Origin of the sequence: Paraburkholderia lebeckiae (assembly GCF_014201005.1) — a bacterium.
GTDB classification, from domain to species: domain Bacteria; phylum Pseudomonadota; class Gammaproteobacteria; order Burkholderiales; family Burkholderiaceae; genus Paraburkholderia; species Paraburkholderia tuberum.
In genome coordinates this window covers 78307-105217 of the sequence record NZ_JACHDK010000008.1, presented here as the reverse complement: position 1 = coordinate 105217, position 26911 = coordinate 78307, and the positions used below count along the sequence as shown (strand labels likewise).

Here is a 26911-nt window from a genome sequence, read left to right as displayed (position 1 = left end):
AAGCGGCGCAGCGCCGATGCACGATCATGAGCGTACTGTGCGTTAAAGCGGTGACGTCTGGCAATCGCGGCATGAAGATTGCAACCGGCTTTCGTCCGCTGTCGCGTTGACGATGCCGCCATCATGGCTCATCACCGCAAACGACATAGCACCGATCACAAGGCCCGCCCGATGAAAACCTTCCACTGCAATCGCTGCGCGCAACTCGTGTTCTACGAGAACGTCCGCTGCGAGCGCTGCGGGTCGCTGCTCGGCTATCTGCCTGAACTGCGGGAAATCAGCGCGTTCGAGGACGCCGGCGACGGCCGCTGGCGCAGCCTGCATCCCGAGGCGAATGGCGCGCTGTTCCGACAATGCCACAACTACGCGGTCGAAGACGTCTGCAACTGGATGATCCAGGCCGATTCACCCGACACGCTGTGCCACGCCTGCCAGTTGACCCGCACGATTCCGAACCTGAGCGAACCGGAAAACCGGCTCTACTGGTACCGGCTCGAAGTCGCGAAGCGGCGTCTGCTGTACACGCTGGGCGAGCTTGGCCTCGACGTGCGATCGCGCGACGCGGACCCCGGGCGCGGTCTCGCCTTCGAATTTCTCGCCGACGGCGGCGACGGCAAGCACGTGATGACCGGTCACGACAACGGGCTGATCACGCTGAACATCGCCGAGGCCGACGACGCGCATCGCGAGAAAGCGCGCACCGCGATGGGCGAGCCGTACCGCACGCTACTCGGCCACTTCCGCCACGAAACGGGCCACTACTTTTTCAGCCACCTGATCGAAAACGAGTCGCGCTGGCTCGAACCGTTTCGCATGCTATTCGGCGACGAGCAGGCCGACTACGGCGAAGCGCTGAACGCCTACTATCGCGAGGGCGCGCCGGCCGACTGGCAGGCGTCGTACATCAGCGCCTACGCGACGATGCATCCGTGGGAAGACTGGGCGGAGACATGGGCGCACTATCTGCTGATCGTCGATGTGCTCGACACGTCGACGTCGTACGGACTCGCGCTGCTGCCCGACGATCCGAGCGAGCCGACGCTGACCGACCGCACGCCGGTCGAGGACGCGAGCTTCAGCAATCTGATGAAGCGCTGGTTTCCGCTGACGTATGCGCTGAACAGTCTGAATCGCAGTCTCGGCATGCCCGACGGCTATCCGTTCACGCTCGCCGCGCCGGTGGTCGAGAAGCTGCGCTTTGTGCATCGCGTGATCGCGGCAGCGGGTGACAAGCGCGACAAGCGGGGCATCGGCGAGCCAACAAGCGCATAAAAAAGCCCGCCGCCGGACCAGCCGGCAACGGGCGCTTATGACGCTCATCATCGAGCCGCGAGCAACCGGCTACACGCGCTCGGTTCGCCACTTCAGTACGCGACTTCAGTACGCCACATAAGGCCCCTTCCCACCCGGCGTCGACTGCTGCTCGATCGCCGCATAGACATTGCGACCGTAGAAGAACGGCAGCCCCCAGTCGAACACCGTCGACGTGACGAATGCCGGGCCCGCGAGCAGCGGCAATGCCGAGTCGCCGCTATAAGTCTGCGCGATCGACATCGCATTGCCGACGTTGAACGTCACCGCGCTCGTCGTGCCATTCACGCCTTCGATCATCGCGCTCAACTGCTGCGTCGAGCTCGGGCAGTAATAAGCGCTGTTCGGGCTCGCGCAGGCCGGCATCAAGGTGGTCTGGAAGAAGAGTCCCGTCGAGCCGCTGTCCATAATGCTGCGCGTATACGTAGCGCCGTTCTGCACCGTCGTGAACGTGCCGTTCGACGGGCTCACACCGATCACCTGCGCCCCGCCGAGCGCATTGTTGCTCTGCGTGCCGATGCCGAACACGAGTTGCCCCGACACCGATGGCGCGCCGCCCGACACGGTCGGCAGACTGAGCATCGAGCCGTTGTTGTCGGTCGCGAAGTACGGCACCGGATTGGCGACCTGGTACGTCTCCGCCAGCGGTATCGACGTGCAGCTGGTGCCGCCGCAACCATAGTAGGTCGCGGGAATCGCCTGCTGCACGCAGCTCGCGCCGCAGTCGTGCTTGAACACGCCGATGCCGAGAATGCCGTTCGCCTGCAAGGCGGCCGGCGTATTGCGCGCCGCGCCGACGGCCGCGCAATCGCCCGGCAGCGACGCGTAGCCCGGATCGATCACCTGGATCGGCAGCGCAGCGGCTTTCTCGCCGGCGATCTGCACATCGGCGAGCTTCACCGCGCCCCACGTGTAGCCGTCGAAGAACTGCATGCATTCGGCAACCAGGTTGCCCGAGCCGTCCTTCTGCTGCGGCAGGCTCATCGACGCGGGCAATTGCGACGCGAACACGCGCACGCCCCACGAGCCGGTATCGACGAGCACGTGATCGATCGTCTGGCAGTTGCTGGTGCCGGGCGCGCAGATCGTGATGCTGACGAACGGCATGTTCGGCACGTTGCTGACGCCCGAGTCGACCGTCACGCGCACTGCGTTGGCGGCCAGCGCCTGCGGCGACGGCGACGTGTTGGTCACGGTCGAACCCGACGAGCTGGTCGAGCTGCCCGAACCGTTCGAGTTGCCGGAGGTGCTCGAATTGGCCGTGGTGCTCGCGCTGCCGCCCCCGCCGCCGCACGCGCTCAACAGCAGCGTCAGAACCACGATGGGCGCCGCGCCCAGCAGAGTCATCCACGAAGACCTGGATCGCATGATTCGCTCCGTTATTGAATAACGCTGACGTCAACGCCCGCGGGCACCGCCTGCGGCAGATAGGCGTACCCGGTGAACGCGCGCAGATGGCCGCTCGAGAACACCACGAGATCACTGTTCGAGACCGCGAGCGGCGCGCCGCGCCGCGCCGCGCTGGCGGCGACGTAGGCATCGAAGGAGGCGCCGAGCATCGCCTTCAGATCGGGCAGCGTCGGGCCATCCCACGCGACGCCGAACACGATGCCGTTGGCCGCCACGTATTCGCGCACCTGGGTGCCGGACGGCAGCGTCAGCGCATGCACCGAATACGCGCCCTGTGCGCTGGCCGCGCGAGCAACCGCATGCAGGCGCGTCTGATCGCCGTCGATGGTGCTGGCGTTCTGGCCGAGCGTCGCGTACGCGCAGAACGGCAACGCGCAGCTTGCCCCTAGCATTGCGCAGGCAATGCGGGTAAGAAGCATCGGTTTCAAGAGATTTCCTTCGAGGTGAAACGCCGCGACCTGCATGTAGCCGATCACAAACGCGAGACTAGGGGCGCACACCTGACCGGCTAAGCCGGTTGCCTTCACGCCGGTTGGGCTGCGTGAATGCGTCTACGGAAAGGCGAGGCGAAACTTTAGTCAGGGGAATGGCGCGCGGCAATCGTTTGCGGCGCGATTGAAACCGTTTGGAGTTCCTGAATCGTTCGACCAGGTTTGATCAGCGTGGGCAAAGCCTTTTGGCATCAATGCCTTGACGCTTATTCGGTTTCCGTCTGACATTTAGAACTGACCGACTGGGAAATTGCGGCCGTCACGCGTAAAAGTTGCGAACTTGAGCAGCGCTTGTTCATTGATGTAAGCGTCTGCCGAATAACCAACGGGCGGAGCCCGCATTCCTCTGCCTACATGAGGCTTGCGACACAAATCCCGACGGGCAAAAAAAGCGGAGGGCCTGGCGGCCCTCCGCGTCATAGATCGTCCGGAACTCGCGGCGTGCGCTACGTCTTCTGTTGCTGAAGCAGCGACTTCAACTCCTGCACGTTCTCCTCCACGCGTTTCGCGATCACCCCATACGACTCCGCCTGCGTCTGATACGCGGCTTGTGCGAGCTGTTGCATGTCGGCGAGCGATTTGTGCAGGCTCTGCTGGATCAGCTCCGCGGTTTTGCTCGACGGCGCGGTGCCGGCCGCCGTGAGCTGCGCAGTCAGCGCCTGTAGCTCGCCCAGCGTGGTGCGCAGCATGTCGGCCTGTTTCTGCGCGAGCGACTGCATCCCCTGGAATGCTGTCTGATTCGCCTGAACTAGCGCTTCCATGTCCTTTCGGCGCGCTTCCATGATGGCGGGCACGTCGAAGCCGGGGAGCTTGAACTGCTCCAGCATTTTGGTCAGATCGCCAAACGGATTGGCTGCATCGGGTCGGTCCATGCGAAATCCTCCTTGCGGTTGAAGACTCATCGCCTCTGCGCCGCCCGCACCAGGCGCGACGCCGATGCCGGCGGCTGCGTGTGCCGCGCGCACCGCCCCAGCAAGGTGCTTTTGGGGTCGCACGGCACATCGGAGCAATCATGCGCTATCCGGCTGGGTTGCGCCAGCGGACTCACCCTGGCGAAAACCGGTTCGCGGCAACTTGCGTCGCTTCGAGGTCCGCGCCGCTGAGCCGCGCGCCGCGAAAGGCTCGGAAAGTTACTGAATGGCTTTCGTAACCCGACGAATCAGCGGGTCGACTATCGTGCGAGGAGCCGGTCCATCGTGGCGCCGGCGCTGTTTTCGATGGGAGCGACGTCATGAGAAAAGCATTCTTCAGCGCGGCCGTGGCCGCGGTTCTTGGCATCATCGCGACGGCCGCGCTCGCCGACGACGGCACGCCGCCGCCCCCGCCCGCCGCCATGCACGACGGCGGCCCGCGCAGCGACGGGCCGCCGGGACATGGTCCGATGATGGGGCACCCGGGCCCAGCCTTCGCGGTGATCAATGATCTCGAACAACTGCGCCGTCTGTACGCGCTAAACGGTCATGAAGGCGAGATCGTCGCCGTCTACCACGACGTGCTGAACAAGACCAAGGACCCGATGCTGCGTCACTACGTGTACGACTCGCTCGCGCGCGAGCAGCTGAAGCCCGCCAATCCCGAGCAGGCGATCGCGACGTTACGCACGAGTCTCGCCGAAGATCTCGTGGCGGTGAACAAGGCGCCGCATGGCACGCCGCCGGGTCAGCCAGCGGCGCAACCGCAATAAATTCTCATCGCGAATCGCGAATAAAGCGCCGCGCCACGTGGCGCTTTTTCTTTGCGCCCGAGCATGCGAGCGCGATCGAGCGGCCGCTCCATCGCCGCATCTCGCCGATAGGTGGAAGAGTTCCCGCAGCCCCGCCCCGCTCGGCTTTCCGGGACTACGTTGCCTGTCCCACATTGGCGCTTCTCTGACGCTTTTCATCTCCCGTCAGGTGATTACGATAGGAGCTCCGCAACGTCAGGGCAGGGTGAAGGAATGCGCTATCCGCTGGACATGGCCATTGCCGCCGCCCTGCTAGTGTTCGTCCTGTGTTGCATCGTCAAGCTCGCTTTGAGCTGATCGGCGGCTCGACGTCCGCGCGCTCTTCTTCGTCTCGCTCCCCTGCCGTTTCGCGTCGCGCTTCGGCGCGCGCGCCCGCGCTTCGCGCCTTCGTTTCGCCGTGACATCGCTCGAAATAATTGTCGAATGGAGTTCGGCGAGCCGCTCACCCATACTTCGTTCGCTGCCGGTGCGTGACGAATCACAGACGCATGAGATCGAAAGGCTTCACGTGCGAATCCCTTCGCCGATGATCGACGATCCCACGGTTGCCCGATCATCGGCGATGGACTCGAACAGACTGGCACCGCGTGCCGACCACAGGATCATCATGTTGACTTCAGTGAACTTCATCAAAAAGAATGCCGCCCGTTTCACCTGCATGGCACTCGTGTGCGGCGGCGCGCTGCTGAGCGGCTGCGCCGGCGCCAGCGTCACGAATCTGAGCGCGACGAGCACGTCCGCGACGGCAGACGCAGGCACACAATCGACGATGCATCCGGACACCATCTACGTCTACACGTTCGATGCCGATCCGCAGCAGGTCAAGCTCGACAACGGCGGCATGCTGCAGAAACTGAAGATGCAGATGTCGGGCTCGTCGGACGCGCAGAAGCAGGTTGCCGATGCCGCCCAGGTGCGCGAGCAGGTCGCCGACGAGATCGTCCGTCAGCTGCAGGCGATGGGTCTGCACGCGGTGCGCACCGACGCGCCCGTGCCCGCCGGCCAGAACGTGCTGCTCGTGCAAGGCAGCTTCGAGACGATCGACGCCGGCAATCGCCGCCGCCGCACGCTGATCGGCTTGGGCGCGGGCAAGAGCGAGGTGAGCACCACGGTGCGGATCGTCTACCAGCCCGCGGGCGGCACGCCGCGTGTCGTGCAGAGCTTCACGGCCAACGCGGACAGCGGCAAGATGCCCGGCATGGTCGAAACCGCCGGGGTCGGCGCGGCGGCCGGCACCGTCGCGACCGCGGCAGCGGCCGGCGCGGGCCTGCACGGCGTGACCGAAACGAAGCGTGCGGGCGTGTCGGCCGATGCAAAGCGCCTCGCCGATGAAGTCGCGAAACAGATCGCGCAGTTCGGCGTGCAGGCCGGCTGGATGCAGACCGCGCGAAAGAGCTGAGCGGTTGAGCGCGGCGGGTTGCGGGTCCGACTAAAGAGCGCGGTTGATAAGCGCGGCGGTGTGGAGCGATGTTCACGCCGCCGCGTTTTTTTATCGACGCGCGCCCCGTCGCTAGCCGCGCCACAACCCTCGCAGCAGTGCGAGCAGCGTGGCCGGCGCCGTGCCCTTCTGGCAATAACCATCGAAGTTGTGGCGCTCGCGGCCGGTTTGCCTCACGTGGTCCTCGTCCAGCGACGTAAACGCGACGATGCCAAGGCTGTGCGTCGGCAGATAGTGGCGCAGCGCGCTTGCCGTTTCGTAGCCGTCGCGCTCCGGCATCATGATGTCGAGCACAACGACGTCGGGTACCCAGTTGCGCACGCAGTGCAGCGCCGCCGAGCAGCCGGTCGCGGCGCGCGCCTCGACGCCCTCGTAGGAAAGCCAGGTGGCAAGCGCTTGGGCGGCGTTCTCGTTGTCGTCGATGACGAGCACGCGCGGCACGTCGTGCAATAGCTGGACCTCTCGGGCGCTCCACCTCTGGCAGGAACTCGGATTTCGTGGCATGTATGGCGGCCTGCGATTAAACCTTGAGGCGGATAGCAAGCGCTGTACCGTGGTTGCGGCGGCGTCAAATCCGCGCGTTGCGGCGGGCTAGACGTCATCAAAATATCCACTTTTTGCCATCAGTTCTGTAAATTGTTGCATTCCTACAATAGGAATGATTCCTATTTGCACTATAATTCCGCCGAACCTTTCGTTTCTCACTCGGACTGCTTACATAAATAGCATCGTCCGCGCGTGCAACCAGGGAAAAATGCCGCCCGGATTCCAACTAGCGCCCGGGACGGAAGATCGACGACCACGCCTACTTTCCAATTCATGTCCGTTTCACGCTGGAATCGCCCGCAGGCCACGCCTGCTGAAGCCACTCTGCATCGCGCCACCATCCTCGCCGCCATCGCCGTCGCTTTCAGTGTCCCGGCCAGCGCGTTCGCTCAATCCACCGCCCCCGCCGCCGACGGCACGCTGCCCGCCATCAAGGTTCAGGCGGCCGCCGCCGAAGAGTTGCCCGGCGACCTGTCGCCGACATACGCGGGCGGCCAGGTCGCTCGCGGCGCCGACTACGGCGTACTCGGCAAGCAACGCAACATCGACATGCCGTTCAGCATGACGACCTACACGGCCAAGCTGATCCAGGACCAGCAGGCGCGCACGCTCGCGGACGTGGTCGAAAACGACCCGTCGGTGCGTACCGCGTACGGCTACGGCAACTTCTCGGAGGTGTTCGTGATTCGCGGCTTCCAGCTCAACGCCGACGACATCTCGATCAACGGTCTGTACGGCGTTACGCCGCGCCAGTTGGTCTCGACCGCGGCGCTCGAGCGGGTCGATGTGTTCAAGGGCGCCAACGCGTTCCTGAACGGTGCTTCGCCGACGGGCTCGGCGATCGGCGGCGGCGTGAACGTGCAGCTGAAGCGAGCGGAGGACACGCCCACCACCAACGTGACACTCGCAACCAGCGGCTCCGGCGAGTTCGGCGCGCATGTGGACGTCGGCCGACGCTTCGGCAGCGAAGGCCAGTTCGGGATCCGCGTGAACCAGGCGAATCGCGACGGCGAGACGAGCATCGACGGCGAACACCGCCGCGACAACACCACGGCCGTCGCGCTCGACTGGCGCGGCGACAAGCTGCGTCTGTCCGGCGACCTCCTTTATCAGCGCGAGCACGTCAGCGACGGCCGCCCGGTCGTCTACTTCACCGACGCGATTCCCGCCGTGCCGCCGGCAACGTACAACTACGCGCAGAACTGGTCGTACACGAACCTCGAAGACACCGTCGGCATCCTGAAGGCCGAATACGACTTCCTGCCGGGCTGGACCGCTTATGCGACCGGCGGTGTGCGCCGCACGGTCGAGCAAGGTGAGTACTACTCGCCGACCTATTCGTCGACCGGCGTCACCGGTGCCCGTCTCGGCGTGCCGTACAACCAGAATTCGACCTCCGCCGAAGTCGGCGTGCGCGGCCGCTTCGACACTGGCCCGGTGTCGCACATGGTTGCGGCGGGCGGCGCCATCACGAGCGAGAACACCAACTCCGCGTGGACCTACGCCTTCATTGGCCCGGTCTCGCTCTACAACACGGTGCAGACGCCTTACCCGGCCACGACGATGTCAGGCGGCAACCTGGCCGATCCGGGCATGACGGCCACCACGGTGATCCGCAGCGTGTCCGCGTCCGACACGCTCGGCTTCCTGCATGACCGGGTGCTGTTCACGGTCGGCGCGCGGCGCCAGCAGATCGCGACGGCCAACTACGACAACACGGGCATCGGCAGCGGCAACTACAGCGACGGCATCACGACGCCGCTGCTCGGCCTCGTTCTGCGCCCGACGCAGAACGTGTCGATCTTCGCGAACCGCAGCGAAGCGCTGGCAGCGGGCAGCATCGCGCCGACGGGCACGCTGAACTACGGTCAACAACTGGCGCCGGTCCGCACGAAGCAGTGGGAAGTGGGTGTCAAGTACGACACCGAAAGGCTCGGTGCGTCGTTTGCCGCTTTTCAGATCGAACAGCCGTCGGCGTTCACCGACCCGGCCACGCATATCTATGGCCTGAACGGCAACGAACGCCATCGCGGTCTCGAAGCCGAAGTGCACGGCGAGCCGCTCAAGGGCCTGCGTCTGCTGGCCGGCGCCTCGCTGATGGACGCGACGCTCGAGAACACACAAGGCGGAACCTACGACGGCAACCGTCCGGTGGGCGTGCCGACTTTCCTGTTCAACCTGGGCGCCGATTACGACATTCCGATGGTGCCGGGGCTCGCGGTCAACGCGCGCTGGATCCATACCGGCGCGCAGGAAGCAAACGCGGCCAACACGCTGTCGATCCCGTCGTGGAACCGCTTCGACCTGGGGGCGCGTTACGAGACGTCCATCTACGGCAAGAGGACAACGTTGCGCGCCACCGTGCAGAACGTGACGAACAAGGCGTACTGGTCAGCCGTGTCGGCCTACGGCGCGACGACGTACCTGACCCAGGGCGCACCGCGTACGTTCCTGTTGTCGGTCAGCACCGACTTCTGATTGTCTGACGTGACGTCGGTCGCCTGTGCCAGCGGCTTGCATGCATGACTAAAACGCTGCCAGGCTTTCGGGCTGGCAGCGTTTTAGCGTTTACGCGCGAACTGAACGGCGTGGCGCCGCCTCTCGTCACTCGACCGGTGGCTCGCCTTCGGGTTTTTTCTTCGGCCGCTGCGCATCGGCGGCGCGCTGCGGCAGCTTGCTGTTTTCGTTATCGCTGTGCTTGACGGGCTGGGGATGGTTGAACTGTTCGTCGACGTCTTTCATGGTGTGCCTCCGTGCCAACGCAACACAACACAACTCAACCCACAACACGACGCTCATGAATGTTCGGCGGACCGCGCGGTCTCGCCCGTGCCTGCGACTGCGGCCGGCGCATCGGTTGCCGCGCCCATCGTCACCAGCACGCTGCACGTCACGCGATCGAGCAGCAGCCCGTCGTGCCGGCCACCCCACCATCGCGCGAGTCCATGACTGCGACGATGACCGACGACGACCAGATCGGCCTTCAGCTCGTTAGCGAAAAACGGAATCTCATCGAGTGGTTCGCCGATCGCGAGATGACCAGTTGCGCGAATTCCGCGTGCGGCGAGCTTCTGTAAGCCCTCGTCGAGCAGCGTTTTGGCGGATTCGTTGATGAAATCCATCGGCACCGCGGACGTGATGTCCGCGCCCTGCATCCACGCCGTATTGTTGAGCACGGAAAGCAGATGCACTTCAGCGTTCAGGTCTTGCGCGAGAGCGGCACCGTCCTTCAACGCGTGTTGTCCTTCGCGAGTTCCGTCGTAGCAGAGAAGAATGCGCTTGAAGCTCGACATGAGAACCTCCTTGCGCCGCGCGGCACGTGATCAATTAATTATATGTCAGTTCGTGATACATACCGCGCGACACCGATGCACGCAAATACCTACAGAAACGCCGTCAAACAGGCACTATTCGCGAGCTTCGGCGGCCACCGAATCCCTGCCCTGAAATAGCGGTTGCTCGGCGCCGGCGGTCAGGAACACCGCGCTACGACTCAGGCCACAGAAAGAAAACATGAACAGCGTTTGCCGCGGGATCGACGGGCAAACCATAGCCATGCGACCGAGCGGTCCATGCCTCGTGCGGCGAACCGTTCGGCCATCTCACGAGCACCACCGCTCCGCTGGACAACTGGTCGACAACGGTGCCGCCATACACGCCGATCACACTGCTTCGCACTCCGGTGCCGCACGATGCGGTGCAAGAGCCGCGCACCGGCTGCGGGTATCGGCCGGTCTGCTGCGCGGGTGAGAACGCATAGGCAAGCGGAACGGCGCAAACCGAAATAAGGAGGATTGCGAAAAGTCGACGCGACGCAAGTTGTTTCATCGCGATTCCCTCGACCAACTACAGCCCCCAGATGATGTCCACGTCCGAGTCGCGCGCCGCACGCATCATGTCCAGAAACGGCCACGCGCGCTGCGACAGCCGGTTGCGCGACTCGCGCTGATTACTGGTTGAGCAGTGCAATGCTTCGAGGGTCGTTTCCGCGGCCGCGTCTTCGGTGATGGCGGTTTCGAGCCGATCGATCGCGCGGGGCAGCTCGTCGTGGCTGATAACGCCCCGCGCGCCGAGCCGCTTGCCGATCAGACCAAGTAGATATTGTGCGAGATCCCTGAGCATGACGACATCCGGCGACGCCGTCGATTGAAACGTGATCATCATGATGGCTCCTTTATAGGTCTATCAGGCAACGGGCCAACGGGTGCTTCCAATCCGTCTGCTTTCATTTTATATCACGATGTGACAAACAAGGAACGCACCGAGGGGTGATTTAGGGCCATGCTGAAGCACGTCGGCCGTGTTCTCGACTGTCTGCGATATGCGACAGATTCCGCGCGCCGCGCAAGGGGCGGAGAACTTTTTATATCATATTGAAATATAATCATGACCAGACTGTATTCGCGTTGCCAGGGTTTCCCCGGTAATGTCGGACCCGGCATCATCGACTACTTTCTGCTCCTATCTTGTCCCGCTCTCCTGCTCTCGGCTGGCTTGCCAGCTTTCTCCCCGCACCGGTCACCGTGAAATGGCACGAGCGTGCGCGTTCGTGCCTCGGCGCGCTGCTCGGCATCGCGTTCACCGGCGGTCTGATGTATCTGCTGCTCGGCCCCGTCGCGAATATTCCGCTGCTCGTCGCGCCGATGGGCGCTTCCGCCGTGTTGCTGTTCGCGGTGCCCGCGAGCCCGCTCGCGCAGCCATGGTCGATCATCGGCGGCAACCTCGTGTCCGCGACGGTCGGCGTAACCTGCACGATGCTGATCGGCGATCCGACGCTGGCGGCCGCCCTCGCGGTGGCGCTGTCGATCTCCGGCATGTTCGCGCTGCGCTGCGTGCACCCGCCGTCGGGCGCGGTCGCGTTGACCGCGGTGCTGGGCGGCCCGGTCATTCATGCGCTCGGCTACCGCTTCGTGCTCGAACCGATCGCGATCCAGTCGGCCGCGCTGCTGTTCGCGGCGCTCGTCTATCACGCGGCAACCGGCCACCGTTATCCGCATGCGGGACGCCAGGACCGCGCGACGCCGAGCCAGGCCGCCGACGAAGCCGCGCGCGTCGGCTTCACGCGCGAAGACGTCAAAGCCGTGCTCGGGCGCCGTGACGAACTGCTCGACATCGACACCGACGACCTCTATTCACTGCTGCGCGAAACTCAGCTTCAGGCGTTCTCGCGCAGCTTCGACGAACTGCGCTGCGAAGACGTGATGTCGCGCCACGTCGTGTCGGTGTCGCCGGGCACGCGCGCCGCCGCCGCATGGCAGTTGTTCAAGCGCCACAACGTGAAGGCGCTGCCGGTCGTCGACGCGGCGCAGAAACTGCTAGGCATCGTCACGCGCGCCGATTTCGTCGACAGAAGGAGCTTCGGCGCACTCGGTCCGATCCTCAACTACTTCGACGGGTGGCTGCGCGGCGATGCGCTTCGCACGTCGAACGTCGGCAGCGTGATGACCACCGACGTCTGCACCGTCGCCGCCACCGATCCGATCACGCAACTGGTGCCGATGTTCGCGAACTTCGGCCATCACCATATCCCGGTGCTCGACCGCGCGGGCCGCGTGGTCGGCATGATCACGCAGGTGGACCTGATCTCCGGCCTGTACCGGCAAACCGCCACCCGAGCCCGCGAGGCGGCCTGATTTTCAACTAAAAGACCGAGGAGACCTGCCGCGCGACGCCGTTGCGAGGCTGCAATTCGCTTACATACCTCATGACGTGATATATTTTCGGTTTTCTTCGCATCGGCGGATTTGCCATGAAAGTACGGACTCGCAAGCTCGTTAAGAGCGATTTCGAGCAGTTGTCGCAGTTTCGCTATCAGATGCGGCGCTTCGAGCGCTTCTCGGAGCAGGCCGCGCAAAGCGAGGGCATTACGCCGTTGCAATACCTGTTGTTGCTGCACATCAAGGGCTATCCGGAGCGCGACTGGGCGACCGTCGGCGAACTCGCGGAGCGTCTGCAGGCGCAACATCACGGCGTCGTCGCGCTGGTATCGCGCTGCGAGGCACTGAATCTCGTGCGCCGCCAGGTCAGCGAGACCGATCGCCGCCAGGTTGAAGTACACATCGAAAGAGCGGGAGAACGGGTACTCGAACGGCTTGCGGAACTGCATCGCGCCGAATTGAGATCGCTCGAAGGCTCCTTCCAGGTTCCACGGATCGACCTCGACTAACCATGAGCATGGATTCCCACAAACGCGACTTCGCGGCGAATGCACGGCTGCCCGGCATCTTCGCGCTCGCCGCAGGCATCGGCTTCGTCAGCACGATTGCCGCCTTTGTTCTGCTGAACCTGATTCGCCTGTTCACCAATCTGTTTTTCTTCGGCACGCTGTCGTTCGTCGACCGCTCGCCCGCCACCAATACGCTTGGCATTTGGGTGATCGGCGTGCCGGTGATCGGTGGTTTGATCGTCGGGCTGATGGCGCGCTTCGGCTCCGCAAAGATTCGCGGCCACGGCATTCCCGAGGCGATCGAGGCGATCCTGTTCGGCAAGAGCAAGATGTCGCCGAAAGTGGCGGTGCTCAAGCCGTTGTCGTCGGGCATCGTGATCGGCAGCGGCGGGCCGTTCGGCGCGGAAGGCCCGATCATCACGACCGGCGGCGCGCTCGGCTCGCTGATCGCGCAGTGCGTGAAGGTCACGTCGGCGGAACGCAAGACGCTGCTCGTGGCGGGCGCGGCGGCCGGCATGACCGCGGTGTTCGGCACGCCGCTCGCGGCCGTGCTGCTCGCGGTCGAACTGCTGCTGTTCGAATGGCGGCCGCGCAGCTTCCTGCCAGTCGCGGTGGCGTGCGCGGTCGCTGGCTTCGCCCGCGTGATTTTCTTCGGTACAGGTCCGCTGTTTGCGCTACAGACTGCCGCGCCCGATGGCTGGTCGCTGCTGTCGTGCGCGGTCGCCGGCGTGTTGTCGGGCGCGCTGGCGTCCGGCCTGTCCGCCGCGCTCTACAAGGTGGAAGACCTGTTCGGCAAGCTGCCGATCCACTGGATGTGGTGGCCAGCGCTCGGCGGCATCGTCGTCGGAATCGGCGGCTGGCTCGAACCGCGTGCGCTCGGCGTCGGTTACGACGTGATCGGCGATCTGCTGCATCAGCACATTGCGGTGCAGGTCGCCCTTTTGCTGCTCGCCGTGAAGGCGGTGATGTGGGTCATCGCGCTCGGCTCGGGCACCTCGGGCGGTGTGCTCGCACCGCTCCTGATGCTCGGCGCCGGACTCGGCACGGTGCTCGCGCATTGGCTCCCGGGCAGCGAACCGGCGCTGTGGCCGCTCGTCTGCATGGCCGCGACGCTTGGTGCCACGCTCGGCGCGCCGCTGACGGCCATCGTGTTCGCGTTCGGCCTCACGCACGACGCCAACGCGCTGTTGCCCCTACTGACGGCAACGCTGATCGCGCACGGCTTCTGCACGATCGTGATGCGGCGCTCGATCATGACCGAGAAAATCGCGCGACGCGGCTATCACATCTATCGCGAGTACGGCGTCGATCCGCTCGAGCGCCACTATGTCGACGAAGTGATGACCGCCTCGGTCGAATCGGTCGATGCCGCCACGACGGTCGGCGCAACGCTGCAGACGCTGTTCGGCGCGAACCAGCTGCGCCGCGCGTATCCGGTGGTGCGCGACGGCGCGGTCCTCGGCGTGGCCGACCGCATGTTGCTCGAACGCTTCTGCGCCGAGGACACGGAACGCAAGCGCGCGATGACGCTCGCCGACGTGTTCGCGCAACACAACACCGCGTTTGCCTTGTCATCCGAAACCTGCCGGCTGGTGGCGACGCGGCTCGCCGTGCTGGGGCTCGAACGCCTGCCGGTGGTCGCCGATCGCAACAGCATGCGTCTGGTGGGGATCGTGTCGCGCAGCGATCTGGTCAAGCCGTCGCTCGCGCACTTCGAAGAAGAGCACAAACGGGAACGGTTCCGTCGTATCGGGCAGTCGTTCAGCAAGCGGCGTTTCGCGCCGGTTCGTAAAGCCCGCTAAAAAGACCGCAGCAAAAATCAAAGGCCGAGCCCCCCGTTAGGGCCTCGGCCTTTTTGTTCGCGCATGGAGCTATTTGCCCGCGCCACGCGACTCGACGCAACCCAGCACGAGCGTGTCGCCGGATTTCGCGCCGGGACCCAGCGCCGCGGTGTGGAAGTCCGCGTGGTCGCACTGCCATTCGGCGTGGAAGTCGCGTGGGCATGCCATCGTCGTGCCACCTTTGTGCAGGCCGGGCAGCGCGTAATCGCAAGTTTCCCGTCCGTTGCAATGACGCTCGAGCTCACGAGTCAGGTTGCCGCGCGGCGCGCCGCAATTCTCGCCATAGGTGCCCGATACGATCGTAATCGCGCGCATTTGTGCGTCGGCGTTTGCGGACACCATGAATACGCTGCTTGCCAACGCCAGCGCAGCACGAAGAATTCCACTGGGGAAAATCCGTCCGCGCCGCGAAGATTCCATCGGCCTCTTCACTTTGCACCTCCGTTCCCGCTATAGGCGACGTTCCACCGAAACGCGCCGCCTATCGCCAGGTATAGAGGAAAGAGCAAAAGACTGCCACTAGAAACCATCCCTACGCGCAATAGCGGCCAAAGCCGTTATTCGAGCGCCTTGTCGTTCGGCGTCGCGTAAAGCTGTTTCAGCGAATCGCTCATCGGAAACTCGAAACTGATGTTCTTCGGCGGCACCGGCTTGATGAACCATCGGTCGTACATCGTGTGGATTTCCGGTCCTTTCATCACCTGTTCGAGCGTGTCGTCGACGAGCGTTCTGAACTCCGGATCGTCGCGGCGCAACATGAAGCCATACGCTTCCGACGATTGCGGCGTGCCGGTGATGATCCAGTCCGACGGCTTCGCGGTCAGCGTGCGCGTGCCGGCAAGCAACACGTCATCCATCATGTACGCGACGGCGCGTCCGCTTTCGAGCGTGAGACGCCCTTCGCCGTAATCTTTCGCGCTGATGATCTGCATGTTCATCTTCTTGTCCTCGTTCATCTTGCGCAGGATGCGCTCGGACGTCGTGCCCTGATTCGTCACGACCGTCTTGCCGGCGAGATCCGGAAAGTCCTTGATGCCCGAGTCCTTGCGCGTCAGAAGACGCGTCGTCGCGACGAAGAACGTGTCGGCGAACGTCACCTGGCTTTGGCGCGCGACGAGATTGGTCGTCACGCCGCATTCGAGATCGACCGTGCCGTTCTGCACGAGCGGAATGCGATTCTGCGAGGTGACCGGGATGAAGCGCACCTTGAGGTCCGGACGCTTCGTTTTCGTCTTGACCGCATCGATGACCTTGTTGCACAGGTCCTGCGAAAAGCCGACCACCTCGTTGTTCGCGTCGACGTACGAGAACGGCACCGACGTCTCGCGATGGCCAATCGCTATCACGCCGCTTCGCTGGATCTTCGCGAGCGTGGACGTCGCGTCCTGGGCGAACGCGCCCGGACTCGCCAACGTTGCCGCCACGAGCATGGCAACAGTGGACCAATTCATCACTTTCATGGGTATCTCCAATCGTGCGGCAGGTTCCTGATGGATGGCGGGCTGCTGCGCCAGCCGTCTACATATGTTGCCATTAAAAAAATAAATGCAACATATGTTAACTACCGAGTGTTGAAACGCCGCGTGGCGACGCTTTCCGGCCAATCAAGTCATCATCGATCCGTACCGGACATCATTTTCAAAACCGTACAGGTACTGTACCGGCCCCTGTCGCTAGAATGAGCCTCACCGTTTTCTGTTGGCGACACCGGAGCCCCCATGTCTTTCGTCACTCTCAGCGCGCTGCCCGCCGGCATCCTGTTCGCGCTCGTCACCTCGATCACGCCCGGTCCGAACAACACGATGCTGCTCGCGTCGGGCGTCAATTTCGGCTTTCGCCGCACGCTGCCCCATTTGTCCGGCATCAGCGTCGGCGTGGTGCTGTTGATGTTGTCGGTCGGCATCGGCCTCGGCGAGGCGTTCGTGCATTTCCCCGTGCTGTACACGGTGCTCGAAGTCGTCAGCGTCGCTTATCTGCTGTATCTGGCGTGGAAAATCGGCACGTCGGGCGAACTGAAGCTCAGGAACGGCGAGCGTCGCCCGATGCGCTTTCACGAGGCGATCGCGTTTCAGTGGGTCAATCCGAAGGCGTGGATGATGGTGCTGACCGCCGCGACGACGATTCACCTGAGCAACAGCTTCGGCATGAACGCCGTCGCGATGGCTGCGGTGTTCTATGTGATCGGCTTTCCGTGCATCTGCGTGTGGGCCGGTTTCGGCACCGCGATGCGCGAGGTGCTGTCGAACCCGAAGCGGCTGCGCGTCTTCAACATCGCGATGGCGCTGCTGCTCGTCGCTTCGCTGTATCCGATCGCGCTGAAGCTGATCGGGCACGGCGGCTGAGCTTTCGACGCGCGCCGCCGCGTCTACCACGCCCCCTGCCCGACCCGCTCGATGAAGCGCCACAACGCGTCGTCGCTCGAATACGGCGCGTTGAAGCGGAACCACGCGCTCGGCGCGTCGTCGGGACGGAAGTAGGAGCCCGGTGCGAGCCAGATGCCGTGCGCGAGCGCGGCGGTCGCGACCTCGGCGGCGCGCTCCGCTTCGATCGGCAGACGCGCCAGCATGAAGAGTCCCGCGCGCGGCCGGTGAAACACCTCGAGCCCGAGCGCGTCCAGCCGTTCTTCGAGGGCCACGTGCGCGAGCTTGAGCCGTTCGTTGACCGTCTCGACGTGGCGCGCATATCGCCCTTCCACCAGCACCTTGTCGACGATCCGCTCGATCGTTTCCGACGACGTCAGCCCCACCGCCATCTTCGTGCGCGCGAGTTCGCGCAGCACCGCCTGCTCGGCCACCACATAGCCGCAGCGCAGTGACGGCGTCACCGTCTTCGAAAAGCCGCCGACGTGCAACACGCGCTGCAAGCCTTCCATCGCCGCCAGTAGCGGCGCGCCGGCCGGCGCGAGCTCGCGGCTCACGTCGTCCTCGATCACCCAGATGCGCTCGCGCTCGGCGATCTGCAGCAAGCGGAACGCGGCCGACATGCCGAAGGTCGCGCCGGTCGGATTCTGGAGCGTGGTGTTGACGAAGATCGCCTTCGGCTTGTGCCGCGCGATCAGCGTTGCGAGAACGTCCGTATCGACGCCGGCCGGCGTGCGCGGCACGCCATGCACGACCAGCCCGGCGAGCTTCAGGATCTGCAGCAGATTGCAGTAGCCCGGATCTTCGACGATCACCGCATCGCCCGCGCGCAGCAGCGTGCGTACGATCAGGTCGAGCCCCTGCGTCGCGCCCTGCGTGAGCAGCACGTTCGCGACGTCGACGGGCAGCCCGCGCCGGTCGAGTTGTTCGGCGATGCGCTCGCGCAGCGGCGCGAAGCCGTACGGATGGCCATAGTCGCCGAGGCGCGCGGCCGGCACCCGGCTCAGCGCGCGCAGCGAGTGCTGCAGGCCGCTCTCGTTGGTCCATTCGCTCGGCAGCCAGCCGCAGCCCGCCTTGATCGGCACCGAGTGATCGGCGAACACGTCGGAGAGCAGCCACGTCGCGGTCAGGCTCGGCGGCGTCCAGTCGGCGACGGCCGCGCGCGTGGACGGCGAGCGCGCCGCCACCCGATAGCCGGAGCCGCGCCGCGCGACCACGAGGCCCATCGACACCAGCCGGTTGTACGCCTCGGTCACGGTGAAGGTGCTCAGCGCGTGGCTTTGGGCAAGCTGCCGCACCGACGGCAGCAGTGCGCCGGCGCGCAGCGATTGCGAGTCGATCGCGCGCGCAAAGCTCTGCACGACCTGTTCGACGAGCGTCGGCGCCGCGCGCCGGTCGCGTAGAAGGTCCAGTTCGATCATGTTTCGGGCGAAAAACGAGGGGCAAAAAGACCGACCGCGGACCGCCCGCCTACCGGAACAGTTCGCGCGAATCCACCAGCACAGTTGACACCACACTTGGTCAACTGTTTATGCCGCCATTAAACCGCGAGGGCTACAGTTTGGCTACGCTTAAAGCCCCAACCGCGCCACTTCGAGGAGATGCCATGACTTCGCGCCCCGTCATCGACGATCTGTCGTCCTTCTGGATGCCCTTCACCGCCAATCGCCAGTTCAAGGCCGCGCCGCGCCTGCTGGAATCGGCGAAGGGCATGTACTACCGCAGCACCGACGGGCGCGAGATTCTCGACGGTTGCGCCGGGCTGTGGTGCGTGAACGCCGGCCATGGCCGCGATGAAATCGTCGCCGCGATCACGCAGCAGCTGTCGACGCTCGACTTCGCGCCGACCTTCCAGATGGGCCACCCGCTTGCGTTCGAAGCGGCGAAGAAGGTTGCCGAGCTAATGCCGGAAGGGCTCGATCGCATCTTCTTCACGAACTCGGGCTCCGAATCGGTCGACACCGCGCTGAAAATCGCGCTCGCCTACCATCGCGCGCGCGGCGAAGGCCAGCGCACGCGTCTGATCGGCCGCGAGCGCGGCTATCACGGCGTCGGTTTCGGCGGGATTTCGGTCGGCGGTATCGCGCCGAATCGCAAGACGTTTTCCGGGGCGCTGTTGCCGGCGGTCGATCATTTGCCGCACACGCACGATCTCGAACACAACGCGTTCTCGAAGGGCCAGCCCGCATGGGGCGCGCATCTGGCCGAGGAATTGGAGCGCATCGTCGCGCTGCACGACGCTTCGACGATCGCCGCGGTGATCGTCGAACCGGTGGCCGGCTCGACCGGCGTGCTGGTTCCGCCGCAAGGCTATCTGCAGAACCTGCGCGAGATCTGCACGAAGCACGGCATCCTGCTCATCTTCGACGAGGTGATCACCGGCTTTGGCCGCCTCGGCAAGGCGACCGCGAGCGAACACTTCGGCGTCACGCCGGATCTGATCACGCTGGCGAAGGCGATCAACAACGCGTCGATTCCGATGGGCGCGGTCGCGGCGAGCCGCACGATCCACGACACGGTCGTGGGTAGCGGCGCGCCGGGCGCGATCGAGCTGTTTCACGGCTACACGTACTCGGCGCATCCGGCGGCTGCCGCGGCCGCGATCGCGACGCTCGATCTGTACCGCCGCGACCAGTTGTTCGAGCGCGCGGCCAGCCTCGCGCCGACGTTCGAAGCCGCCGCGCATGGACTGCGCGGCGCGAAGCACGTGAAGGACGTGCGCAACCTCGGCCTCGTCGCGGGCATCGAGCTCGAATCGCGCGACGGAGCGCCGGGCGCGCGCGCCTACGAGGCGTTCGTCAAATGCTTCGAGGCAGGCGTGCTGATCCGTTTCACCGGCGACATCCTCGCGTTCTCCCCGCCGCTGATCATCGACGAAGAGCAGATCGCGCGGCTCTTCCGCACCGTTGGCGAGGTGCTGGCGACAGTACAGTAAGAAGGCGCGCAAGCGCGCCACCAGGCGACGACGAAAGAGCGGCGGCACGCGCATGCGTGCGCCGCTCTTTTCTATTGCTGCCGTATTGCGAGCCGCAAGCTCAGTGATGCGAGCGCGACGCCCGCGTTTGCGCGGCCTTTTTCGCGGCAGCGGAGCGTCCAGCCGCGCCCTTCGTCGCAGCGGCCTTTTTGGCTGCGGCCGAGCGGCTCGCGGCTGGCCGCTTGGCCGCCGCGGACTTCGCCTGCTTCGACATCGCCGCCGACGACGCCCCGGCCTTGCTCTCGCGCTTGAGCACGCTCTCCGACACACGCGAGCGTTTCGCGCTCGACTCCTTGCTCGCACTCTTTTTCGCGGCGCCTTCGTGCTTGCCCGCCGCGCTGTCCTTCTGCGCTTTCTTGCGGGTCGCCTCGCTCGTGGCGCCCTTCTTCGGCGGCTTTAGGTCGACGCCCGCGCGCCGCGCCTCGGACAGCCCGATCGCGATCGCCTGCTTCGGCGAGCGCACGCCGTGCTTGCCGGCGCGGACCTTGTCCACCTGTTCCTTGACGAACTCTCCCGCTTGAGTACTCGCTGATTTGCCGGCGCGTTTATCGGCCGCGGCACGCTTCAAGGTTTTCTGCTCTGGCATGACGGTTCTCCGGTTGTGGGTGAGTCTCTATCATTGAGCAACGAGCGTGCCGGAGCGCCCATCCGCGCCATGGTCCGGCGGCGGTTGCGCGGCGGGACTCGCGTGCGTCGGCGGGACGGCGTATGGTGGTGGACATGGGACGGGAGTAAGCGCCGAAGCGCCAACTCAAATCGACCGCCTTGCATGGAGACAGCCATGAAGATAGTTACGGTTCGCGCCGGCACACATATCGAGGGCGTGCACTGGATCGCCGAGTACGTCGAAGACGTCCACGAAATTCGCGTGTTCCGCGAGGGGCAGGAAGTGGACGTGCACAACGCGCCGTCCACACTGTTCGGCGATGAAGAAAACGCGGGCTCGAAAAACACCGCCGATCATCGCGCGATGGAAGCGGCCGTGCTCGCTTATCTGAAGCGCTTCGTCACGGAGCACGACGCGGAAGAGTAGGTTTCGCCGACGGCAACCGCCGTTTTCAAAGCCGCCCGCTCGTGGCAAAAGCCGCTGCGAACGTGCATTCACCAACACTCGCGCGGCTATTGCGCGGCAGTCACGACGGACCGCCGCGCGCCACGTCCTCAATCCGCCGGGCGCAGTTTCTTCACCTCGGCGTCCGATGGCTGCACGCTCGCGCCATCCACATAGCGGTACGACGTCATCACACCCTTGCCGTCCTTCACGCCGGTCACGCCGACATACGCGCCCATCGTCGACTGATTGTCCTGCGCGCGGTACATGATCGGGCCGAAGGGCGTCTGCACGTTGAGCCCCTTGAACGCGGCGGCGAGTTTGTCCGGGTCGGTCGAACCCGCCTTCTTGATTCCGTCCGCGATCGACATCAGCGCCGAATAGCCGACCACCGAGCCCAGCCGCGGATAGTCGTGATATTTCGCCTGATACGCGTCGACGAACTGCTTGTTCGCGGCCGTATCGATCGAATACCACGGGTAGCCGGTCACGATCCAGCCGGTCGGCGCTTCGGCGCCGAGCGGATCGAGGTAGTCGGGCTCGCCGGTCAGCAGCGACACCACCGCGCGGTCCTTGAAGAGCCCGCGCGTATTGCCCTCGCGCACGAACTTGCCGAGGTCGGCGCCGAACAGCACGTTGAAGATCGCGTCGGGCTTCGCGTCGGCGATCGCCTGGGTCACGGCGCCCGCGTCGACGTTGCCGAGCGGCGTCGCCTGTTCGACGACGAACTGCACGTCCGGCTGCGCGGCCGTCAGCAGCTTCTTGAACGTCGCCACCGCCGATTGCCCGTACTCGTAGTTCGGATACACGATCGCCCAGCGTTTCTTCTTCAGCTTCGCGGCCTCGGGCACCAGCATCGCGACCTGCATGTAGGTCGAAGGGCGCAGACGGTACGTGTATTTGTTGCCATCGGCCCAGACGATCTTGTCGGTCAGCGGTTCGGCCGCGAGGAAGAAGATCTTCTTCTGCTTCGCGAAGTCGGCGAGCGCGAGGCCGGTGTTCGACAGGAAGCCGCCGAACAGCAGCTGCACCTGCTCACGCGCGATCAGTTCCTGGGCGACGCGGATCGTGTCGCCGGGGTTGCCGTTGTCGTCGCGCGAAATAACTTCGAGCTGCTTGCCGAGCACGCCACCCGCCGCGTTCACCTGCTCGAGTGCGAGATTCCAGCCTTGCTTGTAAGGCCCGAGAAAGGCGGGTTGCGCCTTGTAGCTATTGATCTCACCGATCTTGACGGTCTGCTGTGCGCTCGCGCCGAGCGCGGCAAACGAGCACACGGTCGACACCATGAGGCGAGAGATCCATCCTGCGCGCGTGGTCATGCGTTTCTCCGTTATCAGAAGGAATGGTGGTTTTAGTCAGACATGCGAACGTGCGGACGTGCAGACGTGCAAGCGCGCGGACCTGCGCACCTGCGGACGACGGCTGGCGCCTCATTGCTCGCGCGGTTCCGCGCGGATTCTGGCCACGTTCGCGGCGACGTCCTGCCATGCCGGCTTGCCGCCCGCGAACTGCGCGCGCAGGAACGACACGAGTTCGGCGACCTGGGCGTCGTTGAAACTGTCGCGGTAAGCCGGCATCGTACCGAGTTCGGGCCGCGCAGGCGAGCCGATGCCGTCGAGAATCACGCGAATCAGGTTGTCCGGCGCCGCGCCGTGCAGGTTCGTGTTCAGCGCCAGCGACGGATGTGCGCCGAACAACTGAGGTCCGCTGCCGGTGTGATGACACGCGGCGCACGCGCCGTCGAAAAGCCGCGCACCCGCCGTGACCGGCGCGCCCGTCATCGCGCTGGCCTGTTCGTATTCGCGCGCGGTCGCGGCCGGATCGGCGTTCGGCTCCAGCGGATTGAGCGACGCGAGATAGACGGCCATCGCGCGGATATCGCTGTCGGGCAGCGCCGCGAGATCGCCGACCACCTGCGCCATCGGCCCGGCCGCGACGCCGTGCAACGGCGCGTGACCGTCGCGCAGATAGCGGAACAGTTCGTCCTCGCTCCACGGCACCGGCGCATTCGACAACGCCGACAGCGCGGGCGCTTCCCAGCCCTCGGCGCTGCCTCCGCCCATGAACGCCGCGCCGGTTTTCTCGGCGCCGAACGTGTTGCGCGGCGTGTGGCACGCGCTGCAATGGCCAAGGCCATTCACCAGATACGCGCCGCGATTCCATTGCGCGCTCTGCGCGGGCTTGGCGGTAAACGCAGTGCGGCCGAGAAACAGGCCGTTCCATGCAGCCATTAGCGGACGCACGCTGAAAGGAAACGCGAGCTTCGTTTCGGGCGGCCGGCTGCGCACCGGCGTTTGCGACATCAGATACGCGTAGAGCGCATGCAGATCGTCATCGGAGATGTTCTGGAACGACGTGTACGGAAACGCCGGATACAGCCGATGACCGTCACGGCTGATGCCGTGCCGCATCGCGCGCACGAACGCTTCGAGCGACCAGTAGCCGATCCCCGTTTGGCCGTCGGGCGTGAGGTTGGTGCTGTAGACGATGCCGAACGGGGTCGCGAGCGGCTTGCCGCCGGCGTTCGGCACGCCGTTGTGGGCGGTATGGCAAACCGCGCAATTGCCGAGCGACGCGAGCAGCTTGCCGCGCGCGATCAGTTCCGGCGCGAACGCGCTCGCGAGCGGCGGCGTGATCGGCGCAAGCGGCGCGCTGGAAACCGATGCGAACGACAGCGCACCAAGCCAGCCGACCGCGCCCGCAGCCAACAAACCGAAAAAGCCGCGCGGCCAGCGCTTTTTCCTGCGCGCCGCCGCCGCATCCTCCGCCTGCGCGTCGGCGAGCGCGGCGCGGATCTTTTCCGGCGTGAACGGCGGGCGACGGAAACGCACCCCCGTCGCGTCGTACAGCGCATTGGCGATGGCGGCCGCGCCGGGCAACGACGCCGACTCGCCGGCGCCCATCGGTGGCTCGCCGTGGCGCGGCATCATCACGACGTCGATCACCGGCACTTCGCGGAACGTCAGGATCGGATACGCGCCCCACTCCTGGCTCGTCACCGCGTTGTCGCCGAAACTGACCTGCTCCTTCAGCGCGCGGCTCGTCGTCTGGATCACGTTGCCGTGAATCTGCTGACGCACGCCATCGGGATTGACCATCGTGCCGGTGTCCTGACCGACCACGACGCGCGTGACCGCCAGTTCGCCGCTGTTGCGATTGACTTCGACGTCGGCGACCCACGCGGACCATGCGGCGCCGAACCCCGGGAATTTGCTGTGCACGTAGCGCGCGTACGCGATGCCGCGGCCGCGCGCGATATTGCCGTCTTCGTCGTCCTCGCCGCGCGTTCTGAACGCGGGTTCGCGCGGTTCCCACCCGGCTTTCGCCGCGACCGCCTTGACGAGGTCGATCGCGCGCGGATCGGTCAGATGCGTGAGGCGGAATTCGACCGGATCGACGCCGGCCTGCTCGGCCAGTTCGTCGATGAACGACTCGTGCGCGAACGTGTTCGGCAACGCGGACACACCGCGCAGCCACGCGGCGCGCACGATCGGCGGCGTGTCGTCGCAGACGATGCGCATGCTGCGATAGTCGTACGGCGGCACGGCCGTGCGGTCGCCCATCTCGAACACCTGCGGCTGCGCGGGGATCGTGCCGGTCAGCAGCAGCGCGAGCGTGGGGGCGTCGTTGGATGGATAGCGCGTCGCGAAGTCGTAGGCGGCGAGTTCGCCTTCGGCGGTGAGCGCGCCGCGTACGTCCATCAACTGCGCGGCGCCCTTCGGCTCCCATGCGTGTTCGTCCTCGCGCGATAGCTGCACGCGCACCGGCGCGCCGACCGCGCGCGACAGCAGCGCGGCGTCGGCGGCGACGTCGTCCGCGCAATTGCGTCCGTAGCAGCCCGCCGCATCCATCCGCACGATGTCGATGCGCGCTTCGTCGAGTGTCAGCAATAGCGCGAGGTCGGCGCGCAGCGAATGCGGGTTCTGCGTGCCGGACCAGATTTTCAGCTGCGTGTCGTCGCCGTCTCCGTTGCGATAGTCCGCGACCGCGCACGACGGGCCGATCGATGCGTGCATCTGGAACGGCCAAACGTAGGTGCGTTCCAGCGTGCGAGCAGGGTCCCTGGCGAGCGCCGCATCCACGTCGCCTTCGATCACCAGGTCGCGCCGCGTCGCCGGATTCGCGCGCAGCGCCGCTTCGACCTGCTCGCTCGTGTCGAGCGGCGGCAGGTCATCGACCGTCTTCCAGCGCACGTCGAGCCGCTGCGCCGCCTGTTGCGCAATCTCCTCACGCACGGCGACGATACCGACGAAATCGCGAATCACGACCACCTTGACGATGCCAGGCAAGTCGCGAATCGACGCTTCGTTCACCTCCAGCAGGCTATGCCCGATGAACTCACCCTGCGCAACGCCGGCATAAGGCGGCCGCACCACGCGTCCATGCAGCATGCCGGCCACTCGCACGTCGTGCACGAAGCTCAGCTCACCGGTCGCCTTCGCGGGAATGTCGACGCGCGGCACGCTTTTGCCGACGACGCGATACGCGTGCGGCGGTTTCACCGGCGCATCGGTCGACAGCAGCAGTTCGACACGCTGGCCTTTGACCAGATCTCCGTAGTGAATGCCCTGCGCCGGGTCGCCATCGCGTGGAAACACCCGGCTGTCCTGCACGTCGAGATCGTTCGCGTCTACATTCAGGCGCGCAGCCGCTTGCGCGACCAGATACTGACGCGCTTGCGCCGCCGCCTGACGCAGCGGCACCGCAGAAATCTGGATCGTCGCGCTCGCGATCGTCGGTCCCTGGTTCGGCGCTTCGCCGGTATGGCCGAGCACGATCGATACACGCGTCAACGGCACATCGAGTTCTTCCGCGACGATCTGCGCGAGCGCGGTGCCGATGCCGGTGCCAAGATCCACGTGACCGTTGAACGCGACCACGCTGCCATCGTCTCGCACGACCAGAAACAGATCCGCCTCGGTCGGCACGAACGAAGAACGCGAACCCGGCTGGCCGCGCGCGGCCTTGACCGGTGCATGCGGCGGCCGCGCGACGAGCAGCACGCTGTGCGCGTCGTACAACCGCTTGCGCGACGGCGTCGCGCCACGACGATCGACGCTGAAGTCCGGCCCGGTCATACGCGCGCTCCGTCGTCCACGTCCGTTTGCGCGTCGAGCAATTGCGCCGCGCGCTGCACCGCGCGCACGATCTCGACATGCGTGCCGCAGCGACACAGATTGCGCGACAGCTCGCGCTGGATCGTCGCGACGCTCGGATGCGGATCGCGATCGAGCAGCGCCTTCGCGGTCATGATCATGCCGTTCAGGCAGTAGCCGCATTGCGCGGCCTGTTCGTCGATGAACGCCTGCTGCACCGGATGCAACGCGGTGCGAGTGCCGAGCCCTTCGAGCGTCGTGATCTCGCGGCCCAGCGCGACTTCGGCGGTCGTCACGCAGGCGCGCGTCGGCATGCCGTCGAGCAGCACGGTGCAGGCGCCGCATTCGCCGAGACCGCAACCGAACTTCGGCCCGTTCAGCGCGAGATCGTTGCGCAACAAGTAGAGCAGCGGTGTCTGCGCCGCCGCGCTGACCACATGCGTCGCGCCGTTTACCTTCAGCACGAGCTGAGCGGCGCGGTTCATCATGATGCGAGCACCCTGT

24 protein-coding genes are annotated in these 26911 nt (G+C 65.2%); 10 read left to right on the top strand and 14 right to left on the bottom strand.

All coding sequences use genetic code 11. From position 1 onward, the window contains the following. Positions 1-171: 171 nt before the first annotated feature. Positions 172-1272: a zinc-binding metallopeptidase family protein gene (locus HDG39_RS17170; RefSeq protein ID WP_184007104.1), complete on the top strand. Its 1101-nt coding sequence runs from the start codon at positions 172-174 to the stop codon at positions 1270-1272. 105 nt (positions 1273-1377) lie between these two features. Here HDG39_RS17170 and HDG39_RS17165 read toward each other — a convergent pair whose 3' ends face one another. From HDG39_RS17165 to HDG39_RS17155, 3 genes are all read right to left on the bottom strand, one after another. Then, positions 1378-2658, bottom strand: coding sequence for a DUF3443 domain-containing protein (locus tag HDG39_RS17165; RefSeq protein ID WP_409259182.1), 1281 nt, complete (start codon positions 2656-2658; stop codon positions 1378-1380). Between the two features lie 32 nt (positions 2659-2690). Next, the gene (locus tag HDG39_RS17160) at positions 2691-3140 is read right to left on the bottom strand and encodes a DUF2844 domain-containing protein (RefSeq protein ID WP_184007466.1); all 450 of its coding nucleotides are present in this window, start codon (positions 3138-3140) and stop codon (positions 2691-2693) included. A gap of 518 nt (positions 3141-3658) precedes the next feature. Beyond that, positions 3659-4084 (bottom strand): phasin family protein, encoded by a 426-nt coding sequence (locus tag HDG39_RS17155; protein ID WP_018423533.1) that lies wholly within the window; start codon positions 4082-4084, stop codon positions 3659-3661. 359 nt (positions 4085-4443) lie between these two features. On the opposite strand from HDG39_RS17155, the gene HDG39_RS17150 reads away from it, so the two are divergent. Both HDG39_RS17150 and HDG39_RS17145 read left to right on the top strand, forming a co-directional pair. Continuing rightward, a complete protein-coding gene (locus tag HDG39_RS17150) occupies positions 4444-4896 on the top strand; it encodes a hypothetical protein (RefSeq protein WP_184007102.1) in 453 nt (150 codons plus the stop codon). A 646-nt stretch (positions 4897-5542) separates the two neighbouring features. Further along, entirely contained in the window at positions 5543-6334 is a 792-nt protein-coding gene (locus tag HDG39_RS17145; protein WP_184007101.1) for a DUF4410 domain-containing protein, read from the top strand. Positions 6335-6445: 111 nt separating this feature from the next. On the opposite strand, the gene HDG39_RS17140 is transcribed toward HDG39_RS17145, so the two are convergent. After that, the gene (locus tag HDG39_RS17140) at positions 6446-6877 is read right to left on the bottom strand and encodes a response regulator (protein WP_184007100.1); all 432 of its coding nucleotides are present in this window, start codon (positions 6875-6877) and stop codon (positions 6446-6448) included. A 315-nt stretch (positions 6878-7192) separates the two neighbouring features. On the opposite strand from HDG39_RS17140, the gene HDG39_RS17135 reads away from it, so the two are divergent. Then, positions 7193-9397 (top strand): TonB-dependent receptor, encoded by a 2205-nt coding sequence (locus HDG39_RS17135; protein ID WP_184007099.1) that lies wholly within the window; start codon positions 7193-7195, stop codon positions 9395-9397. Positions 9398-9523: 126 nt separating this feature from the next. On the opposite strand, the gene HDG39_RS17130 is transcribed toward HDG39_RS17135, so the two are convergent. The 3 genes from HDG39_RS17130 to HDG39_RS17120 form a co-directional block, all read right to left on the bottom strand. Continuing rightward, a complete protein-coding gene (locus tag HDG39_RS17130; protein WP_184007098.1) occupies positions 9524-9661 on the bottom strand; it encodes a hypothetical protein in 138 nt (45 codons plus the stop codon). A gap of 53 nt (positions 9662-9714) precedes the next feature. Next, positions 9715-10212, bottom strand: a complete 498-nt coding sequence (locus HDG39_RS17125) for a universal stress protein (RefSeq protein ID WP_184007097.1) — start codon at positions 10210-10212, stop codon at positions 9715-9717. Between the two features lie 553 nt (positions 10213-10765). Further along, a complete protein-coding gene (locus HDG39_RS17120; RefSeq protein WP_184007096.1) occupies positions 10766-11083 on the bottom strand; it encodes a DUF1840 domain-containing protein in 318 nt (105 codons plus the stop codon). Between the two features lie 302 nt (positions 11084-11385). Between HDG39_RS17120 and HDG39_RS17115 the strand changes: the two genes are divergently transcribed. From HDG39_RS17115 to HDG39_RS17105, 3 genes are all read left to right on the top strand, one after another. Then, the gene (locus tag HDG39_RS17115; protein ID WP_184007095.1) at positions 11386-12552 is read left to right on the top strand and encodes an HPP family protein; all 1167 of its coding nucleotides are present in this window, start codon (positions 11386-11388) and stop codon (positions 12550-12552) included. Positions 12553-12668: 116 nt separating this feature from the next. Next, positions 12669-13085 (top strand): MarR family winged helix-turn-helix transcriptional regulator, encoded by a 417-nt coding sequence (locus tag HDG39_RS17110; RefSeq protein ID WP_184007094.1) that lies wholly within the window; start codon positions 12669-12671, stop codon positions 13083-13085. Between the two features lie 2 nt (positions 13086-13087). Further along, positions 13088-14887: a chloride channel protein gene (locus tag HDG39_RS17105; protein WP_184007093.1), complete on the top strand. Its 1800-nt coding sequence runs from the start codon at positions 13088-13090 to the stop codon at positions 14885-14887. Positions 14888-14956: 69 nt separating this feature from the next. On the opposite strand, the gene HDG39_RS17100 is transcribed toward HDG39_RS17105, so the two are convergent. After that, the gene (locus HDG39_RS17100; RefSeq protein ID WP_184063182.1) at positions 14957-15268 is read right to left on the bottom strand and encodes a hypothetical protein; all 312 of its coding nucleotides are present in this window, start codon (positions 15266-15268) and stop codon (positions 14957-14959) included. A gap of 215 nt (positions 15269-15483) precedes the next feature. Next, positions 15484-16386, bottom strand: coding sequence for a glutamate/aspartate ABC transporter substrate-binding protein (locus HDG39_RS17095; protein ID WP_184007091.1), 903 nt, complete (start codon positions 16384-16386; stop codon positions 15484-15486). Positions 16387-16644: 258 nt separating this feature from the next. Here HDG39_RS17095 and HDG39_RS17090 point away from each other — a divergent pair, with 258 nt between their 5' ends. Continuing rightward, a complete protein-coding gene (locus tag HDG39_RS17090) occupies positions 16645-17268 on the top strand; it encodes a LysE family translocator (RefSeq protein ID WP_184007090.1) in 624 nt (207 codons plus the stop codon). A gap of 23 nt (positions 17269-17291) precedes the next feature. Here the strand turns inward: HDG39_RS17090 and HDG39_RS17085 are convergent, their stop codons facing one another. Next, positions 17292-18707, bottom strand: coding sequence for an aminotransferase-like domain-containing protein (locus tag HDG39_RS17085; RefSeq protein ID WP_184007089.1), 1416 nt, complete (start codon positions 18705-18707; stop codon positions 17292-17294). Between the two features lie 185 nt (positions 18708-18892). Between HDG39_RS17085 and aptA the strand changes: the two genes are divergently transcribed. Beyond that, complete coding sequence (gene aptA, locus HDG39_RS17080; RefSeq protein ID WP_184007088.1) at positions 18893-20221, top strand: omega-aminotransferase AptA; 1329 nt, start codon at positions 18893-18895, stop codon at positions 20219-20221. A gap of 100 nt (positions 20222-20321) precedes the next feature. On the opposite strand, the gene HDG39_RS17075 is transcribed toward aptA, so the two are convergent. Further along, complete coding sequence (locus HDG39_RS17075) at positions 20322-20846, bottom strand: DUF6496 domain-containing protein (protein WP_184007087.1); 525 nt, start codon at positions 20844-20846, stop codon at positions 20322-20324. A 195-nt stretch (positions 20847-21041) separates the two neighbouring features. On the opposite strand from HDG39_RS17075, the gene HDG39_RS17070 reads away from it, so the two are divergent. Then, on the top strand, positions 21042-21293 hold the full coding sequence (locus tag HDG39_RS17070) for a hypothetical protein (protein ID WP_018423554.1): 252 nt from the start codon (positions 21042-21044) through the stop codon (positions 21291-21293). Positions 21294-21421: 128 nt separating this feature from the next. Here HDG39_RS17070 and HDG39_RS17065 read toward each other — a convergent pair whose 3' ends face one another. The 3 genes from HDG39_RS17065 to HDG39_RS17055 all read right to left on the bottom strand — a co-directional run bounded on the left by HDG39_RS17065 (position 21422) and on the right by HDG39_RS17055 (position 26892). Next, a complete protein-coding gene (locus tag HDG39_RS17065) occupies positions 21422-22630 on the bottom strand; it encodes an ABC transporter substrate-binding protein (RefSeq protein ID WP_026226368.1) in 1209 nt (402 codons plus the stop codon). A gap of 111 nt (positions 22631-22741) precedes the next feature. Continuing rightward, positions 22742-26389 carry a molybdopterin cofactor-binding domain-containing protein gene (locus tag HDG39_RS17060; protein ID WP_184007086.1) on the bottom strand — a complete coding sequence of 1216 codons (3648 nt, stop codon included), beginning with the start codon at positions 26387-26389 and terminating at the stop codon, positions 22742-22744. Beyond that, complete coding sequence (locus HDG39_RS17055; protein ID WP_090807233.1) at positions 26386-26892, bottom strand: (2Fe-2S)-binding protein; 507 nt, start codon at positions 26890-26892, stop codon at positions 26386-26388. Before HDG39_RS17055 ends, HDG39_RS17060 begins: the two co-directional genes overlap by 4 nt. Positions 26893-26911: the final 19 nt, after the last annotated feature.